The organism is Stenotrophomonas sp. STEN033 (genome assembly GCF_056856655.1).
On the sequence record NZ_JBXFWM010000048.1, the window covers coordinates 1 to 15,799 of the forward strand.

At 64.7% G+C, this 15,799-nt stretch carries 11 protein-coding genes; 5 read left to right on the forward strand and 6 right to left on the reverse strand.

All coding sequences use genetic code 11. The features are described from left to right. Positions 1-108 precede the first annotated feature (108 nt). Positions 109-3,465 (reverse strand): hybrid sensor histidine kinase/response regulator, encoded by a 3,357-nt coding sequence (locus tag AC1VXC_RS14985; RefSeq protein WP_481539060.1) that lies wholly within the window; start codon positions 3,463-3,465, stop codon positions 109-111. A 416-nt stretch (positions 3,466-3,881) separates the two neighbouring features. Continuing rightward, positions 3,882-6,122 (reverse strand): TonB-dependent receptor, encoded by a 2,241-nt coding sequence (locus tag AC1VXC_RS14990; protein ID WP_481539059.1) that lies wholly within the window; start codon positions 6,120-6,122, stop codon positions 3,882-3,884. Positions 6,123-6,283: 161 nt separating this feature from the next. On the opposite strand from AC1VXC_RS14990, the gene AC1VXC_RS14995 reads away from it, so the two are divergent. After that, positions 6,284-7,690, forward strand: a complete 1,407-nt coding sequence (locus AC1VXC_RS14995; RefSeq protein WP_481539058.1) for a GntP family permease — start codon at positions 6,284-6,286, stop codon at positions 7,688-7,690. 616 nt (positions 7,691-8,306) lie between these two features. On the opposite strand, the gene AC1VXC_RS15000 is transcribed toward AC1VXC_RS14995, so the two are convergent. Further along, positions 8,307-8,639 carry a ComEA family DNA-binding protein gene (locus AC1VXC_RS15000; RefSeq protein WP_313170388.1) on the reverse strand — a complete coding sequence of 111 codons (333 nt, stop codon included), beginning with the start codon at positions 8,637-8,639 and terminating at the stop codon, positions 8,307-8,309. 233 nt (positions 8,640-8,872) lie between these two features. On the opposite strand from AC1VXC_RS15000, the gene AC1VXC_RS15005 reads away from it, so the two are divergent. The 4 genes from AC1VXC_RS15005 (at position 8,873) to murU (ending at position 12,483) form a co-directional block, all read left to right on the forward strand. Further along, positions 8,873-10,366 (forward strand): M20 family metallopeptidase, encoded by a 1,494-nt coding sequence (locus tag AC1VXC_RS15005; protein WP_481539057.1) that lies wholly within the window; start codon positions 8,873-8,875, stop codon positions 10,364-10,366. A 79-nt stretch (positions 10,367-10,445) separates the two neighbouring features. Continuing rightward, the gene (locus AC1VXC_RS15010) at positions 10,446-10,718 is read left to right on the forward strand and encodes a GlsB/YeaQ/YmgE family stress response membrane protein (protein ID WP_313493161.1); all 273 of its coding nucleotides are present in this window, start codon (positions 10,446-10,448) and stop codon (positions 10,716-10,718) included. 47 nt (positions 10,719-10,765) lie between these two features. Next, complete coding sequence (locus AC1VXC_RS15015) at positions 10,766-11,776, forward strand: aminoglycoside phosphotransferase family protein (protein WP_481539056.1); 1,011 nt, start codon at positions 10,766-10,768, stop codon at positions 11,774-11,776. Then, positions 11,773-12,483, forward strand: coding sequence for an N-acetylmuramate alpha-1-phosphate uridylyltransferase MurU (gene murU, locus AC1VXC_RS15020; RefSeq protein ID WP_313170380.1), 711 nt, complete (start codon positions 11,773-11,775; stop codon positions 12,481-12,483). Before AC1VXC_RS15015 ends, murU begins: the two co-directional genes overlap by 4 nt. A gap of 261 nt (positions 12,484-12,744) precedes the next feature. Here murU and hda read toward each other — a convergent pair whose 3' ends face one another. From hda to AC1VXC_RS15035, 3 genes are read right to left on the reverse strand one after another with little or no spacing between them, the layout of a single operon-like run. Beyond that, on the reverse strand, positions 12,745-13,446 hold the full coding sequence (gene hda / locus AC1VXC_RS15025) for a DnaA regulatory inactivator Hda (protein WP_313170378.1): 702 nt from the start codon (positions 13,444-13,446) through the stop codon (positions 12,745-12,747). Further along, complete coding sequence (locus AC1VXC_RS15030; RefSeq protein WP_481528379.1) at positions 13,443-14,618, reverse strand: AI-2E family transporter; 1,176 nt, start codon at positions 14,616-14,618, stop codon at positions 13,443-13,445. Before AC1VXC_RS15030 ends, hda begins: the two co-directional genes overlap by 4 nt. Next, positions 14,615-15,751, reverse strand: coding sequence for a DUF2066 domain-containing protein (locus tag AC1VXC_RS15035; protein WP_313170376.1), 1,137 nt, complete (start codon positions 15,749-15,751; stop codon positions 14,615-14,617). The genes AC1VXC_RS15030 and AC1VXC_RS15035 overlap by 4 nt, the downstream gene beginning before the upstream one ends. Positions 15,752-15,799: the final 48 nt, after the last annotated feature.

Consider the following 15,799-nt stretch of genomic DNA (forward strand, 5'->3'; position numbering starts at 1 on the left):
GTGCGAGGGCGGCGCGGGTGCTCCTTGGGGCCCGGGGTCCCGGCGCCGGCCGCGGGTGTGTCCCCTACCCCCGCCGGGGGGGGGCCCCGGTACCCGGGGCTACCGGTGTTATTCCCTGTTTGCCATTCCCGGCCGCAACGCATCCGCTGCCAGCAACCGATCCAGGATCGACTTCAAGGCCAACGGGCGCACCGGCTTGTGCAGCAAGGTCAGGCCCTGCTCCAGCACTTCGCGGCGTGTGGCCAGACTGTCATCCGCACTGAGGATCAGGGTTGGCCGGGCACCGAAACGCTCGCCCAGCCGCAGCTGCAAGGCGGTGCCGGTATCGCCGTCATCCAGGTTGTAGTCGAACAGCCACAGGCTGGCCGCTGTTGCCTGCAGCGCCGCCACCGCCTGTGCTTCGCCGGAGGCCTCGGCTACCTGGTAGCCCCAGCCACGCAACAGCCCGGCCAGACCCTGCAAGGCCGCTGGATCGTTGTCGACCACCAGCACCGGCACGCCGCCGGAAGTGGCGGCAGTGCGCGGACGCGCCAGCACCGCGGCCTGCGGGCAGGCCACCCACGGCAGCGATACGGAGAACACCGTGCCCTGCCCTTTCTCACTGCGCAGCCGCAACGGCGCATGCAGCAGGCCGGCAATGCGGTCGGCAATGGCCAAGCCCAGGCCCAACCCCTGGCCGCTGCTGTCCTCACCGCGACGGAATTCCTCGAAGATGCGCTGCTGCTCTTCGCGGGCAATGCCCGGCCCGGTGTCATGCACCTCGACGCGCAGCCGCTCGCCTTCGCGCCGCACGCCCAGCAACACCCCGCCGCGCGCGGTGTAACGCACCGCATTGGCGAGGAAGTTCTGCAGCACACGCCGCAGCAGCTGCGGATCACTGTTCACCCAGGCGCGGGTGGGCAGGTAGTGGAAGGCCAGCCCGCGCGCGGCCGCCAGGGCACGGAACTCCGACGCCAGCGGATCAAGCACCTCGGCCAGCGGCAGATCACGCGGCTGCGGCACCAAACCACCGGCCTCCAGCCGTGACATGTCGAACAGCCCGGTCAACAGGTCAGTGGTGGAGTCGAGGGCGCCGCGGATCTGCACCACCGCCTGCTGCTGTTGGCTGGATTCAACCTGCTGCGCCAGCGTGTCGGTGAACAGGTGCGCGGCATGCAGCGGCTGCAGCAGGTCATGGCCCACGGCAGCGAGGAAGCGGCTCTTGGCATCGTTTGCCCGTTCGGCCTCACGCTTGGCCGATTCCAGCAGCGCGGTGCGTTCGCCCACACGCTGCTCCAGTGTTTCGTTGCTGCGCTTGAGCTCGCGCTCGCTGCGGCGGAATGCGGTCACATCGGTGAAGGTCGCCACGAAGCCGCCACCGGGCATGGGATTGCCACGGATCTCGACGATGCTGCCGTCCGGGAATACACGCTCGGTGAGGTGCGGCGTACCGGCACGCATGAAGGCCAGGCGGCGGTCCACCGCACGCTCGTCACCACCACGCGCGGGCATCGCCTGCAGCGCCCAGCGGGTCAGGTCCATGATCGGCCGGCCTACCTGCAGCAGTTCGTCAGGAAAGCCAAACATGCGCGTATAGGGCCGGTTCCAGGCCACCAGGCGCTGCTCGCGATCAATCACGCTGATGCCCTGGCTCATGTTCTGCAATGCAGCCTGCAGCACCTGCTGGCTGAAACGCAGATCCTGCGAGGCTTCGCTGACGATGGCTGCAACGGTGGCCAGCTCGCTGCCCTCACGTCGCGCTGCGTCCAGCAACAGACGTGCGGACGCCGCGCCCAGTACGGCCGACAACTCGCGCTCCACACTGGCCTCGATCGCCGCTGGTACCGCGCCGCTACGCGGCGCGTTGGCCAGCAACTGTTCCACCCGCTCATAGGGAAGGAAACGACGACCGGCGTTTCGCAGGGTATCGGCATCCAGATTACGGCGGATGCGGTCCGGCGTATCGCGCCGCCACGCCATCGCCAGCAAGGTCACCGCCGTGCCAACGAACAGGCTCGCTCCCACCGCGCGCCCCAACGGCGTCCAGCCTGTCAGCCCGAACAAGCCCTGCGGGGCGAGCCATTGCCAACCGAACGGCCCCTGCAGCAACCACGCGGGCGCGCGTCCGCCACTTTCCAGCAGCGATGGCAGCAACAGCACCCAGGCCCAGGTCACAAAGCTGGCAACAACCCCGGCAATGGCAGCGCGCGGCGGCGTCTGCGGGCGCCAGATGGCGAACGCCAGCACCGGCACCAGGGTCGCCATTGCCGAGAACGAGACCGCACCAATATCGGCCAGCACGTTGCCACCGCCGATCAGGCGGCTGTAACCCCACGCCAGCAGCATGATCACGCAGATGCCCGCGCGACGCAGCCACACCAGTTCACGTCGATGATCGCCACCGCCGGCACGCGCCCAGGCGCTGCGCACCAGGCCGGGCGCGAACCAGTGGTTGCCGATCATCAGGCTCAGGGTCAGCGTGCTCACCACCACCATGCCGGTTGCCGCACTCAGGCCACCGAGGAAGGCGAACAGCGCCACGCCTTCATGCCCGGCCGAGAACGGCAGCGCCAATGTGTACATGTCCGAGGGAACACTGTTGCCCAGCAACGCCGTGCCCGCGCGTGCCAATGGCAGGATAGGCAGGGCTATCAGCAGCAGGTACAGCGGGAACAGCCAGCGCGCGGTGCGCACATCACCCGGATCACGGCATTCCACCACCCCAACATGGAACTGATGCGGCAGCAGGAACATCGCCAGGCCACCGAGTATCACCAACGGAATGAAACCGCCTTCCGGCGCACTTACGGCTGCCACCGGTGCCGTCGGCAGCCCCTTCAGGCCGAACCACACGAATACGCCCAGCGCCAGCATCGCGCCCAACTTGAAAACCGACTCGGCCGCCATCGCCAGCACCAGCCCGCGGTTGTGTTCGGAGGCATCGGCGCGACGCGCACCGAACAACATGGCGAACAAGGCCATGGCCAATGCCACATACAGGGCACTGTCCTGCCATACCGAGCCGCCCTGCCCGGCTTCCACCGCGCGCGAGGTGATCATGCCGAAGCTCATCGCCACTGCCTTGAGCTGCAGGGCGATATACGGGATCAGCCCGAGCACGGTCACCAGCGTCACTGTCGCCGCCAGCCACGCATCGCGGCCGAGCCGCGCGGCGATCAGATCGGCCAGCGAGGTCGCGTTGGTCTCGCGTGCCAGCCGCACCAGCCGCATCATCATGCCCATCGCCAAGGCATAGAACAGGATGGCACCGACAAAGGTGGGCGGCAGCGGCCAGCCGTGGCGTGCCGCCTGGGTCACGGTGCCATAGAAAGTCCAGGAGGTGCAGTGCACGGCCAGCGACAAGGTGTAGATGTGTCGCCAATGGCGGGCAAAGGCGGTGGGTCGGCGTTCGCCATACAGCGCCACGCCGAACATCAAGGCCAACCAGGCCAGGCCTGCCAGCGCCACAGTTACCAGACTCAACATGGAATGCGTTTCCCGGAAGCTGCTTGGCAGGATACGGAGTTGGAGAAGAAGGATGAAGGAGTGCGTGCTCAAAGCCCTTGCTTTAAGCCCCTCTCCCACCGGGAGAGGGGTTGGGGTGAGGGTGCGGTTCGCTGGCAATTTGCTTCATGCTTTGCATCAAAAGCCAGAGCTTGAAAGCCAACGGCAAAAGCTGCCCTCACCCCAACCCCTCTCCCGCTGGCGGGAGAGGGGCTTCAAGCAACAGCAACAGCAACAGCCAAGGCCAAGGCCAAGGCCAAAGCCAAAGCCAAAGCAACAGCACCTGCAACCTTCGCAGCTACAACCAGAGCAGCAACAACAAACGCAACAGCCCTCCCCCGCCATGCGGGAAAGGGCTGCCTTGCATTCCAATCAGTCAGCCGTTACCGGCGCGATCATCAGAAGTTGTAACGCACCGACACATACCAGTTGCGCGGCAAGCCGTAGTACGCGGTCTGGATGTTGCCAACGCTGGCGAACTCCTGGCCTTCGGTCTTGTACTGCTTGTCGGTCAGGTTGCGCACGCCCGCACGTACCTGCCAGGTCAGCTGCGACGAATCCCATACGCCGTAAGCGCCCAACAGGGTGTATGCGTCCTGGCTCAGCACCTTGCGGTTGTCGACCGACAACCAGGTCTCGCTGCGATACGACACATCCCCGCCAAAGGTCAGGCTGCCGTTGTCCCCCAGCGAGAACACATGCTGCAGGGCCACGCGGGCGGTCACGTCCGGCGAGAACGGCACGTGGTCGTGGTTCACGGTCGGATCGTAACCGGCGTAGGACGGATCGAGACGGAAGTCCTCGAAGCTGTCGTACTTGGCGTCCATCCAGCCCAACTGTGCGCTCAAGGTGGTGGATTCGCCCAGCAGCGCACTGCCTTCCAGCTCGATGCCCTTGATGTTGAGCTTGGCCGCGTTCAACACCGGGAAGGTGCCCACGTCCTGCGACACGCGTGCCTGGAAGTCGCTGTAATTGCTGTAGAACGCGGTGGCGGTACCGCGCAGGCGATGATCCGCCGAGCTGCCCTTCAGGCCAAGCTCGTAGGTCCACACGTATTCCGGGTCGAACTTGGCGTGCTGGGTGTCGTACACGGTATTGGCGCGGCCGTTGAAGCCACCGGACTTGAAGCCACGGTTGGCCGACACATAGCCCATCAGGTTGTCGCTGAACTCCTTCTGCAGGCTGATCGACGGCGTCACCGCGGTCCACGAGGCCTTGGCATCGAACGCGACCGTGCCGTTCAAGCTGGCGAACGGGGCACCCCAGAAGGTGCTGGTGGAACGGTCGTAGTCCTTCTTGTCCTTGGTCCAACGCACGCCGGCAGCCACGGTCCAGGTCGGCACGAACTCCCAGTTCACATGCGCGAATGCCGCGGTGGACGTGGTGGTCAGATCATCGTCAATGGTGCGCAGGAACGGCACCTTGCCGCCCAGGAACGAGAACAGATCGTCGGCATAGGCTTCCTGGTAGGACGGCACGTTCTCCTTCATGTAGTACGCACCAAAGGTGGCGTGCAGGTTGGAGCCGTTGTCGTAATGCAGCTGGAATTCCTGGCTCTTCTGGTTCTGGTCCAGCGCCACCAACACGTCACCCAGCTCGTACTCGGACGCGTCGATATCGATGTAGGACTCGGTCTTGAGCTTGCGGTAGGAGCTGATGCTCTTCAGTGTGAACTGCTCGTTGATGTCCCAGTTCATCGACAGCGAGGCACCGGAATGCTTCAGGTACTGGCCTTCGCCATTCTGGAACGAGGTCTGCGCACGACGATTCCATTCGCCGGTTTCGCCCGGCTGCAGCACGATGACACCGGCGGGAGCCAGGCTGGTCTGCAGCAATGGCGCCATCGGACGGCCCAGCGTCAGCGCCGCATCCTGCTTGGTGGTGTCCAGCGACAGCACCGCGCTGAAGTTGTCGGTCGGCTGGAATGCCAGCTTCGCGCGCAATGCCTCGGTGTCATCGTCGTTGTATCGCTTGCCGCTGACCGCATCCTTGACGTAGCCGTCGTTGGTGATCTTGGCACCGGCGATGCTTGCAGCGATGGTGTCGCTCAGCTTGCCGGAGACGTAGAAACGGCCTTCCAGGCGACCATAGTCACCGGCAGTCACTTCCACGGCGCCGCCTTCGTTGTCGAACGGGTTCTTGGTGGTCAGCTTGATCGCGCCGCCGGTGGAGTTCTTGCCGTACAGCGTGCCCTGCGGGCCACGCAGCACTTCCAGCTGCTGGATGTCGAACAGCGAGAACAGTGCACCATTGATGCGCGAGTAGTAGACGTCGTCCACATACATGCCCACGCCCGGGTCGAAGGTCTGCAACGCGTCGGGCTGGCCGATACCGCGGATGAAGACGTTGACGCTGTTGGCCGAGCCACGGCCCTGGGCGATGTTCATATTGGGCACGGCGCCCTGCAGGCCTTCCACGGTCGAGGCCTGCAGATCCTTGATCTGCTCCTCGCCGAAGGCGCTGACCGCCACCGGCACATCCTGGATGGATTCACTGCGGCGACGCGCGGTCACAGTCACTTCGTCCAGTTGGGTCGCCTTGGTGCCGGCCGGTGCAGCCTGCTGCTCCTGCGCCTGCACGAATGCGGCCGGTGCCAACAGAATGCCACCGATGGCGATACTCAGATACTTGCGCTTCATTGGTCTCCCTCCTCCCGGGTATGACGTTGCGACACACGAATGTCGCCATGGAGCGCACGTTAATGGAGCGTTAGCCGGCCGCGTATAGTCCCTTCGTACAGTGGGCCGGGCCGCTCCCGATCCTGATACTCGCCGGCAATGTATTGGCCGGGGAGCTGTGAATGTCGTTTCTGATTGTCTTGGCGGCCCTGTGCTTCCTGATGTTTGTCGCCTACCGCGGCTACAGCGTGATCCTGTTCGCGCCGGTGGCCGCGCTGGGTGCGGTGCTGCTGACCGATCCCAGCCTGGTGCAGCCGATGTTCACCGGCTTGTTCATGGACAAGATGGTCGGCTTCCTCAAGCTGTACTTCCCGGTGTTCGTACTGGGCGCGGTGTTCGGCAAGCTGATCGAGGTATCGGGCTTCTCCAAGTCCATCGTCAGCGCCACCATCAAGCTGGTTGGTGCCAAACGCGCGATGCTGTCGATCGTGCTGGTCTGTGCGCTGCTCACCTACGGCGGCGTGTCGCTGTTCGTGGTGGTGTTCGCGGTCTACCCCTTCGCCGCCGAGCTGTTCCGCCAGAGCAATATCCCCAAGCGCCTGATTCCCGGCACCATCGCGCTGGGTGCCTTCACCTTCACCATGGACGCGTTGCCGGGCACGCCGCAGATCCAGAACATCATCCCCTCAGCCTTCTTCGGCACCAACAGCTGGGCCGCGCCCTGGTTGGGCGTGATCGGCACGGTGGTGATCCTGATCCTGGGCATGAGCTACCTGGAATGGCGCCGCCGCGTAGCCATCCGCAATGGCGAAGGCTATGCAGGCGCCAATGACGAACTGCGCAATGAGCCCGAGCCCTTCCACGGCCAGAACCTGGCCCACCCGCTGGTCGCGATCACCCCGTTGATCCTGGTCGGCGTGGCCAACTTCCTGTTCACCCGCTGGATCCCCGGCTTCTACGGCGAAACCCAGTCCTTCATCCCGGCGGTGATCGGCAACCCGGCCCCGGTGGTGCAGGAGGTCTCCAAGCTGGGCGCGATCTGGGCCGTGCAGGCCGCCTTGCTGCTGGGCATCCTCAGCGTCATCGCCTTTGCCTGGAAGCCGGTGGTGGCCTCGTTCGCCGAGGGCACCAAGTCGGCCATCGGCGGCGCCATGCTGGCCTCGATGAACACTGCCTCCGAGTATGGCTTTGGTGCGGTCATCGCCGCCCTGCCCGGCTTCCTGGTGGTAGCCAATGCACTGGGCTCGATTCCCAATCCGCTGGTAAACGAAGCGGTCTCGGTCACCGCCATGGCCGGCATCACCGGCTCGGCATCAGGCGGCATGAGCATCGCGCTGGCGGCCATGGCCGACAGCTTCATCGCCAACGCGCAGACTGCGGGCATTCCGATGGAAGTGCTGCATCGCGTCGCCGCGATGGCGTCCGGCGGCATGGACACGCTGCCCCACAACGGCGCGGTGATCACCGTGCTGGCGGTCACCGGCCTGACCCACCGCCAGTCCTACAAGGACATCTTCGCCATCACCATCATCAAGACCCTGGCAGTGTTCGCGATCATCGGCGTGTACTACGCCACCGGGCTGGTCTAAGCGCCCTCCTGCCGAGCCTTGCCACAAGCAAGCAACGCCAATAACCGGCATTCAACGTCGGCACCGGGTTGGCAGAACCTGTAGACCCCGTAGCCCGGGTAAGCGCAGCGCACCCGGGGCTCTTTGCGGAGAGCTCTCAGTTGGCGTTGTGCTTACCCTGGCTACACCTCGCTGAAATGGACATCTCGCGAAAAGCCCCGGGTGCGCTGCGCTTACCCGGGCTACGACTGGCTGGAAGAACCCCTCGCGAAAAGCCCCGGGTGCGCTGCGCTTACCCGGGCTACGACTGGCCGGTAGCCCCTCGCGAAAAGCCCCGGTGCGCTGCGCTTACCCGGGCTACATGTTTGCCGGGCTTCATGATTGGAATGTCGACGACGCCAGCGCACATCCAAGCTGCGCATTCCAGCCCACGAGTCCCCAGAAACGAACAAGGCCCGGGAAGACCCGGGCCTTGTTCGTTTGGAGCACAGACAGAAAAATCGCCCGGCTGCACGTCACTGTGCAACACCGGACGACCTCACATCCTTGTTGGCATCCTGCCAGCCCCCAGCGTCCTGCCCTTTTCGGGTTCCTGGTGATCCGCCGTCCTGGCGGGTCACTATTCGATTCCTTCCGCTCAGCGCCTCTCAACCGGCTGTGCAGCTACCGTCCCGGTAGCTTTCTTGGCGGGGGCAGCTCCGGCCCTCGCTTCGATCAGGTCTCGATTCCTTTCGACCGTCTTCAGTCCGATTCCCTTCACAAGCGCCAGTTCCTCGACACTCTTGAAAGGCCCGTTGGCCTGTCTGTGCTCGATGATCGCCTGCGCCTTGGAAGGGCCGACATTCACCAACACCTGATTCAGCTCCGCCGCTGAGGCGGTATTGATATCAACCTTGTCCTTGGCTTGCGCCGTCAGGGTCAACAACAATGCGAAAATCAGAGACTGCAGCGTTACGGTTAAAAGCTTCATCGCTGTACTCCTTGTGGCTTGGTCGTTGATCGGCTGGCTATCCCGCCGGTCGGATCAGTGTCCCGCGCCACATGAACCCAGAATATCCGGCGCGGGTTAAGCAAACAGCCAGCCAACACCCCGAGCCTCTGTAGGAAAAGTCCTACAAAATTCATTGATGAAACCGCCGCAAGCCCGATGAACAAACGAGCGGCGTAGAATGGTTACACCTGACATTGCTACCGGAGATCCAGATGGACAGCGCCAAGATCGGCCAATTTCTCAGCGACAAGTGGGACAACGACATCGTCCCGCAACTGGTCGATTACATCCGCATCCCCAACAAGTCGCCGATGTTCGACGCCAACTGGGTCGCCAACGGCTACATGGATCAGGCCGTCAACCTGATGGAGAGCTGGGCCAAGGCGCAGAACATCCCCGGCCTGCAGGTCGAGGTGGTTCGTCTGGAAGGCCGTACCCCGTTGATCTTCCTGGAAATCCCAGCCACCGGCCCGGAAACCGGCGACGACACCGTGCTGCTCTACGGCCACCTGGACAAGCAGCCGGAAATGACCGGCTGGGACGACGACCTGGGCCCGTGGAAGCCGGTGCTGCGCGGCGACAAGCTGTACGGCCGCGGCGGCGCCGATGACGGCTACGCCATCTTCGGCTCGCTGGCCGCGGTGCTGGCACTGCAGGAACAGGGCCTGCCGCACGCCCGCTGCGTGATCCTGATCGAGGCCTGCGAAGAGTCCGGCTCCTACGACCTGCCGGCCTATGTCGACCATCTGGCCGAGCGCATCGGCCAGCCGTCGCTGGTGGTGTGCCTGGATTCGGGCTGCGCCAACTACGACCAGCTGTGGTGCACCACCTCGCTGCGCGGCCTGACCGGCGGCAACTTCACCGTCAAGGTGCTCAACGAGGGCGTGCACTCCGGTGACGCCTCCGGCGTGGTGCCGTCCAGCTTCCGCCTGCTGCGCCAGCTGCTGTCGCGCATCGAGGACGAGAAGACCGGCCGCATCCTGCTCGACGGCCTGCACGTTGACGTTCCGGCCGAGCGCCTGGAACAGGCCAAGCGCGCTGCCGACGTCGTCGATACCGCCATCTTCGACAAGTTCCCGCTGGTCGACGGCCTCAAGCCGATGAGCGATGAACTGACCGAACTGGTGCTCAACCGCACCTGGCGCCCTGCCCTGTCGGTCACCGGCATCGGCGGCATGCCGCCGTTGGAATCGGCCGGCAACGTGCTGCGCCCGGAAACCTCGGTGAAGCTGTCGCTGCGCCTGCCGCCGACCGCCAATGGCAAGGCCTGCGGCGAGCTGCTGAAGGAAGCCCTGCTGCGTGATCCGCCGAACGGCGCCCACGTCAGCCTGGACCTGGAAAAGGCCTCCACCGGCTGGAACGCACCGGCGATGGCCGCGTGGCTGGAGAAGTCCATCGACGACGCCAGCCAGGCCTTCTTCGGCAAGCCGGCCATGTACATGGGCGAAGGCGGCTCGATCCCGTTCATGGGCATGCTGGGCGAGAAATTCCCGGGTGCGCAGTTCATGATCACCGGCGTGCTTGGCCCGCATTCCAATGCGCACGGCCCGAACGAGTTCCTGCACATCCCGATGGGCAAGCACGTCACCTCCTGCGTGTCCAAGGTGCTGTTCGACCACCATGCTGCCAGCCTGCGTGGCGAGACCAGCGGTTCGCCGGTGGCCGCCGACAGCGGCACCCGTCACGGTGGCCACGGCTGCTGCTGATCGCCCACCGCTCGATGGTTTGATGACGAACGCAGCCTGGCCTTGCTAGGCTGCGTTTTTCTTTGGCACGGACAAAAACATGAGCGGACTGTTTGGCAGCGACAGCTGGCTGTACATCATCCTGATCGGTTTCTTCGTGGGCCTGCTGGGGCGCTTCTTCATGCCCGGCAACAACCGCATGGGCTGCCTGCTGACCATCGTGCTCGGCGTCGCTGGTGCGGTATTCGCCGGTTGGTTCGGCCGTGAGATGGGCTGGTATTCGGCAGGTCAGCCGGCCGGCTTCGTCGGCTCCATCATCGGCGCGATCGCGCTGCTCGCACTCCTGCGCCTGATCAGTGGCGGCAAGCGCTGATTCCTCTCCCAGCGGTGCCTGCGGGCGCCGCTTCATTCGTAGTGCCCATGAACGATCCCGCTTCCGATCCGCTGCGCGCCGAGCAACGCCTGCAGTGGACCATCGCCGCACTCGGCGACCCTGCCACCTCCCTGCAGCGCGCATCGGTCGATGCAGGCTTCCGTAGCTACTGGCGCGCAACCAGCACGCGTGGCAGCCACATCGTGATGGATTCACCGCCGGGGCTGGAAGATGTGCGGCCGTGGCTGCGCATGCACGACCTGCTCGAGACCAACAGCGTACGCGTGCCGCAGGTACTGGCGCGCGATGTCGAACACGGCTTCCTGCTGTTGGAGGACCTGGGCGGGCCGACGCTCGCGCGTTTCATCAACGATGACAATGCCGACGCGTGGTTCGATGCAAGCTTCACCCAGCTGATCCGCCTGCAATCGATTCCGGTGCCCGCGGGCATGGGCGTGTTCGGTGAGGCGCTGCTGCAGCGTGATGCTGGCCTGTTTGAAGAATGGTTCGTGCAGCGCCACCTCGGCCTGACCTTGGACTGCGGCGAGAGCGAGCAGTTGCAACTGGTGCAGCGGCGCCTGATGGACAACGCATTGAACCAGCCACAAGTACTGACGCATCGTGACTTCATGCCGCGCAACCTGATGCCGGTCGAAGGCGGCCCGGCGGTGCTGGACTTCCAGGATCTGGTCAGCGGACCAATTGCCTACGACCCGGCCAGCCTGTTCAAGGATGCGTTCCTGAGTTGGTCGTTGGAAAAGGTCGACGCCTGGCTCGCCCGCTATCACGCACAGGCACTGGCCGCAGGCCTGCCGGTACGCCCTTGGCCACAATTCCTGCGCGATGCAGACTGGATGGGCGTGCAGCGTCACCTGAAAATCCTCGGCATCTTCGTGCGCCTGCGCGACCGCGACGGCAAGGGCCACTATTTCGAGGATGCCCCCCGCTTCATCCGCTATCTGGATGAGGTGCTGCCGCGCTACCCGGAACTGGGGCCGCTGCAGGCGCTGTTCGAACGCCGCTTCAAGCCGGCGATGGCTGCCAAGGCCGCAGCATGAAGGCGCTGATCTTTGCCGCCGGGCTGGGTGAGCGCATGCGTCCGCTTACCGATCACACACCCAAGCCGCTGCTGGCCGTGGCCGGCGTGCCCCTGATCGAATGGCATCTGCGGCGTCTGGCTACGCTGGGGATCACCGATGTGGTGATCAATACCAGCTGGTTGGCCGCGCAGTTCCCCGAGCAGTTGGGCGATGGCAGTCGCTGGCACCTGCGCCTGCACTATCTGTACGAAGGACCGGTGCCGCTGGAAACCGGCGGCGGCATGCACAACGCGCTGCCGCTGCTCGGCGATGCACCGTTCCTGGCGGTCAATGGCGATATCTGGAGCGATTTCGATTTCGCCACGCTTCCGCGGCAACCGAAGGGCAGCGCCCACCTGGTCATGGTCGACAACCCACTGCAGCACCCCCGCGGTGATTTCATTTTGGATGCCGATGGCCAGGTGCATGACGAGGGCGAACAAGCACGCCTGACCTTTGCCGGCATCGGCGTGTACCGGCCACAGCTGCTGCAGGACTGGCAGGCAGTGATTGGCAATGCAGACGGCGCCGCAGAAACACCACCACGCTTCAAACTGGCACCCTTGCTGCGCGCGGCGATGGCCAACAACAGCATCAGCGGCCAGCACCACCAAGGCCGCTGGACCGACGTGGGCACCCCCGAGCGCCTGCAGCAATTGGACAAGCAGCTTGTGGGAGCGGCATGAGCCGCGAAGCAACTGAAGATTCCGAGCCCAGAAATACCTGCAATTGCGTGCATCTTTGTCTGCAGATACGGCACCAGCTTCGCGGCTGACGCCGCTCCCACAAATGCCGAACCGATGCATTGTTTGTGGGATCGGTGTGAACCACGAAGCAACTGAGCTTCAGATACAAAATGCCTGCGATTGCAGGCATTTTTTTAAGATGCGTTAGCGGCTTCGCGGCTCACGCCGCTCCCACAAGAGCTGAGAGCCCGAATCCTGCTATCAGCCCTGCCCGTTCTCCAGTACCCGCTTCAGGAACGGCACGGTGATGCGGCGCTTGGCCGCCAGCGATTCACGGTCCAGTCGCTCCAGCAAGGTCACCAGTCCGCTCAGGTCACGGCCGGTACGGGTCAGCAACCAGTCCAGCGTCGCCTCATCCATCACCAGCCCACGCCGCACCGAGCGCTCGCGCAGCACGGCACCGCGGCCCTCGGCATCCAGCGGTTCCAGGGTAATGCGGCTGCACTGTGACAGGCGCGAACGCAGGTCCGGCAGCACCAGTCCCAGACCATCGGGTGGCAACCGCGAGGTATAGATCACGGTCACATCGGCGGCGCGCGCGCGGTTATGGAATTCGAACAGGGTCACTTCCTGGTCGCGCCGGCCCGCAACATATTCCAGCCCGTCCAGTGCCAGCACGTCATGGCCTTCCAGCGCTTCCAATGCGTCCTGCAGACGCGTGCCAGCCGCCTGCAACGGCAGGTAGGCGGGTCGCCGCCCAGCCTGCAGCGCGGCAGCGCAGGTGGCCAGGGCCAGGTGCGTCTTGCCGGTAGCACCGGCACCCACCAGATAGATCCAGTCCTGGCTGTCGCCATTGGCAACCGCGCGCAACTGCGCCAGCGCGCCGTCCGGCGCACCGATGAAGGTTTCAAAGCGCTGGTCTGGCGGGTAACGCAAGGCCAGCGGTAACTGCGGCACACTCACTTAGGTTCTACATCCTTCGACACGATGCTTAGATCCGCCGGCACATCAACGCTGCGCGGATCCAACACAATCGTCGGCCCGTGGCCGGCATACAACTCACTTTGGCGATAACGCTGGTGCGCATAGCGCAACAACACGTTGATCACCGCCGCCGCTGGCAAGGCCAGCAGCATTCCCAGGAAGCCAAACAGCTGGCCCCCGGCCATCACCGCGAAAATCACCGCAACCGGATGCAGGCCAATTTTGTCACCGACGATGCGCGGCGTCAGCACATAGCTTTCCAGCAACTGGCCGACGGTGAAGACCACACCCACCAGTACCAGCAACTGCAGGTCGAAGCCCTGCGACTGCACCAGCGCAGCCAGCACCGCCAGCACCACGCCGGTAGTCGCCCCGAGGTAGGGGATGAAGCTGATCAGGCCAGCAACCAACCCGATCAACAGGCCCAGGTTCAAACCGACCAGGGTCAGGCCTGCCGCATACACCACGCCCAACGCGATCATCACCGCGATCTGGCCGCGGATGAAGGCGCCCAACACGTCATTGGACTCCCGCGCCAGCCGCGACACCACCTCGATATGGTTGCGCGGGATCATCGATGCAACCCGCTCGACCAGCTTGTCCCAGTCACGCAGGAAGTAATAGGCCAGGATCGGCAACAAGGCCAGGTTGATCACCCAGGCCACCATCGCGAAGCCCGAGCGCGACACGTAGCCGAAGAACGTGGTGGCAACACCACCTGCCTGCTGCCAATGGCTGCGCACCCACTCGAACAGCCGGCCCGGGTCCAGCCAGGCCATGATTTCCAGACCGGTCTTCTGCTCGATCCACGGAATCGCGGTGTTCATCAACCAATCCTGCCCCTGCGGCAAGGCAGCCACCAGGGTGACGATCTGGCGTTGGATCAACGGCACCAGGATCAACAGCGCCAAGGCCAACAGCAGGATCATCAGCACGAATACCAGCACCACGGCGGTATTGCGCGAACGCCCACTGGCTTCCAGCCGATCCACCAGCGGATCGCCCAGCCAGGCCAGCATCAAGGCGACCACGAACGGGGTCAGCACCGGTGCCAGCAACCATGTCACCCACAGCCCGAAGGCCACCAGCACCACCCACTTGAGGCGGCGCAGGAACAGCGCGATTTCCATTTCCGCTGTATCAGTGCTCATCGAATACGGTACTCCGCACGGCGACTGCTGTTGTCATTTTCGGTGGAGGCATCCGCATCACCGTCGTCCACCGCACCCACCGGTTGCAGGGCGGCATCGCGGCCCAGCATGCGGTTGAAGCCAGGCAGGCCACTCATCAGCTCGACATCCAGTTCCAGCCGGTCGCCGGACGCCTGGATCGGCATGATCGACTTGACCACCGCCACACTCTGCAGGGTCGCGGCCAGACGCAGATAGTCGTCGGCACTACGGATACCGCTGACCACGATCCGGTACACGCCGGCGGCTCCGCCCACCGGCGCCTTGGCATAACGCCGCACCAGCGCGTCGGCCGCACCATCGGCACCGCCCATCATCGCCCGCCGTGCATCGCCGTCAGTCGTCGTCCACTTGGACAGCTCGCGACCATTGTCGACAAATACCCAGTCGGCAACCCAACCACCGCCCTTGCCGCGGTACAGCTTGCCCACCAGTTGCATCGGCGGCGCATAGCGTGCCGAAGCGCGCGCCACGGCGGCGGTGTCCTGCCGCCAGATCGCACCGACCAGGGCCTGCTCAGCGGCTCCACCAGCCGGCAAGCCAAGCTTGAAGCCACGTTCCACCGCGCGGTCCAGCAACGGCCGCGCCGCGTTGGACTGCGGCACACCGACCAGGCGCGGGCCACTACCATCGTCAATGGCCAGCCAAACCACCGGCTTGGGCCGGGGTTGCGGCCATACCGGCAGCCCCAACGCCGCTACCAGCCCATCAACATCGTCCTGGCGGAAACGCGCCACCAGCATGGTACGGAAGCTGGGCGCACCACTGGCGCTCACACTCTGGTCCTGCCGGTAGTCGTAGCTCTCGACCATGTCCTTGGCGCTGCGCAGGGCCTGCGCCACACCTGGCCGGGCCAGGGCGCTGCGGTCCCCGGACAACTTGGCCAGCACCGCGCCCAGCGCGCGCGCCAGCCCGCCGTTGCGGTCGGCCTCACTCTGGCTGTTGACCGGCACTTCGGCCTCATAGGCACTACGGGCGCCGGCTACGTCCCCTTCGGTACGCATGCCGGACGACTGCGCCTGCACCAGTGAAATGGGCAGGCAGAGCGCCAGAAACAGGATTGTGACCAGGCTGCGACGCATTGAAATTTCCATTGCTCGACGATTCCGGAGGGAATTGTTGCCCGAATGGGGCCTTCACGC

What these genes read in the sequence shown, in the direction of transcription:
- AC1VXC_RS14995 (WP_481539058.1), top strand. Translation starts at nt 6,284, where the DNA reads ATGTCGTTTCTGATTGTCTTGGCGGCCCTGTGCTTCCTGATGTTTGTC.
- AC1VXC_RS15030 (WP_481528379.1), bottom strand. Translation starts at nt 14,618, where the DNA reads ATGAGCACTGATACAGCGGAAATGGAAATCGCGCTGTTCCTGCGCCGC.
- AC1VXC_RS15000 (WP_313170388.1), bottom strand. Translation starts at nt 8,639, where the DNA reads ATGAAGCTTTTAACCGTAACGCTGCAGTCTCTGATTTTCGCATTGTTG.
- AC1VXC_RS15035 (WP_313170376.1), bottom strand. Translation starts at nt 15,751, where the DNA reads ATGGAAATTTCAATGCGTCGCAGCCTGGTCACAATCCTGTTTCTGGCG.
- AC1VXC_RS14990 (WP_481539059.1), bottom strand. Translation starts at nt 6,122, where the DNA reads ATGAAGCGCAAGTATCTGAGTATCGCCATCGGTGGCATTCTGTTGGCA.
- murU (WP_313170380.1), top strand. Translation starts at nt 11,773, where the DNA reads ATGAAGGCGCTGATCTTTGCCGCCGGGCTGGGTGAGCGCATGCGTCCG.
- AC1VXC_RS15015 (WP_481539056.1), top strand. Translation starts at nt 10,766, where the DNA reads ATGAACGATCCCGCTTCCGATCCGCTGCGCGCCGAGCAACGCCTGCAG.
- AC1VXC_RS14985 (WP_481539060.1), bottom strand. Translation starts at nt 3,465, where the DNA reads ATGTTGAGTCTGGTAACTGTGGCGCTGGCAGGCCTGGCCTGGTTGGCC.
- AC1VXC_RS15010 (WP_313493161.1), top strand. Translation starts at nt 10,446, where the DNA reads ATGAGCGGACTGTTTGGCAGCGACAGCTGGCTGTACATCATCCTGATC.
- AC1VXC_RS15005 (WP_481539057.1), top strand. Translation starts at nt 8,873, where the DNA reads ATGGACAGCGCCAAGATCGGCCAATTTCTCAGCGACAAGTGGGACAAC.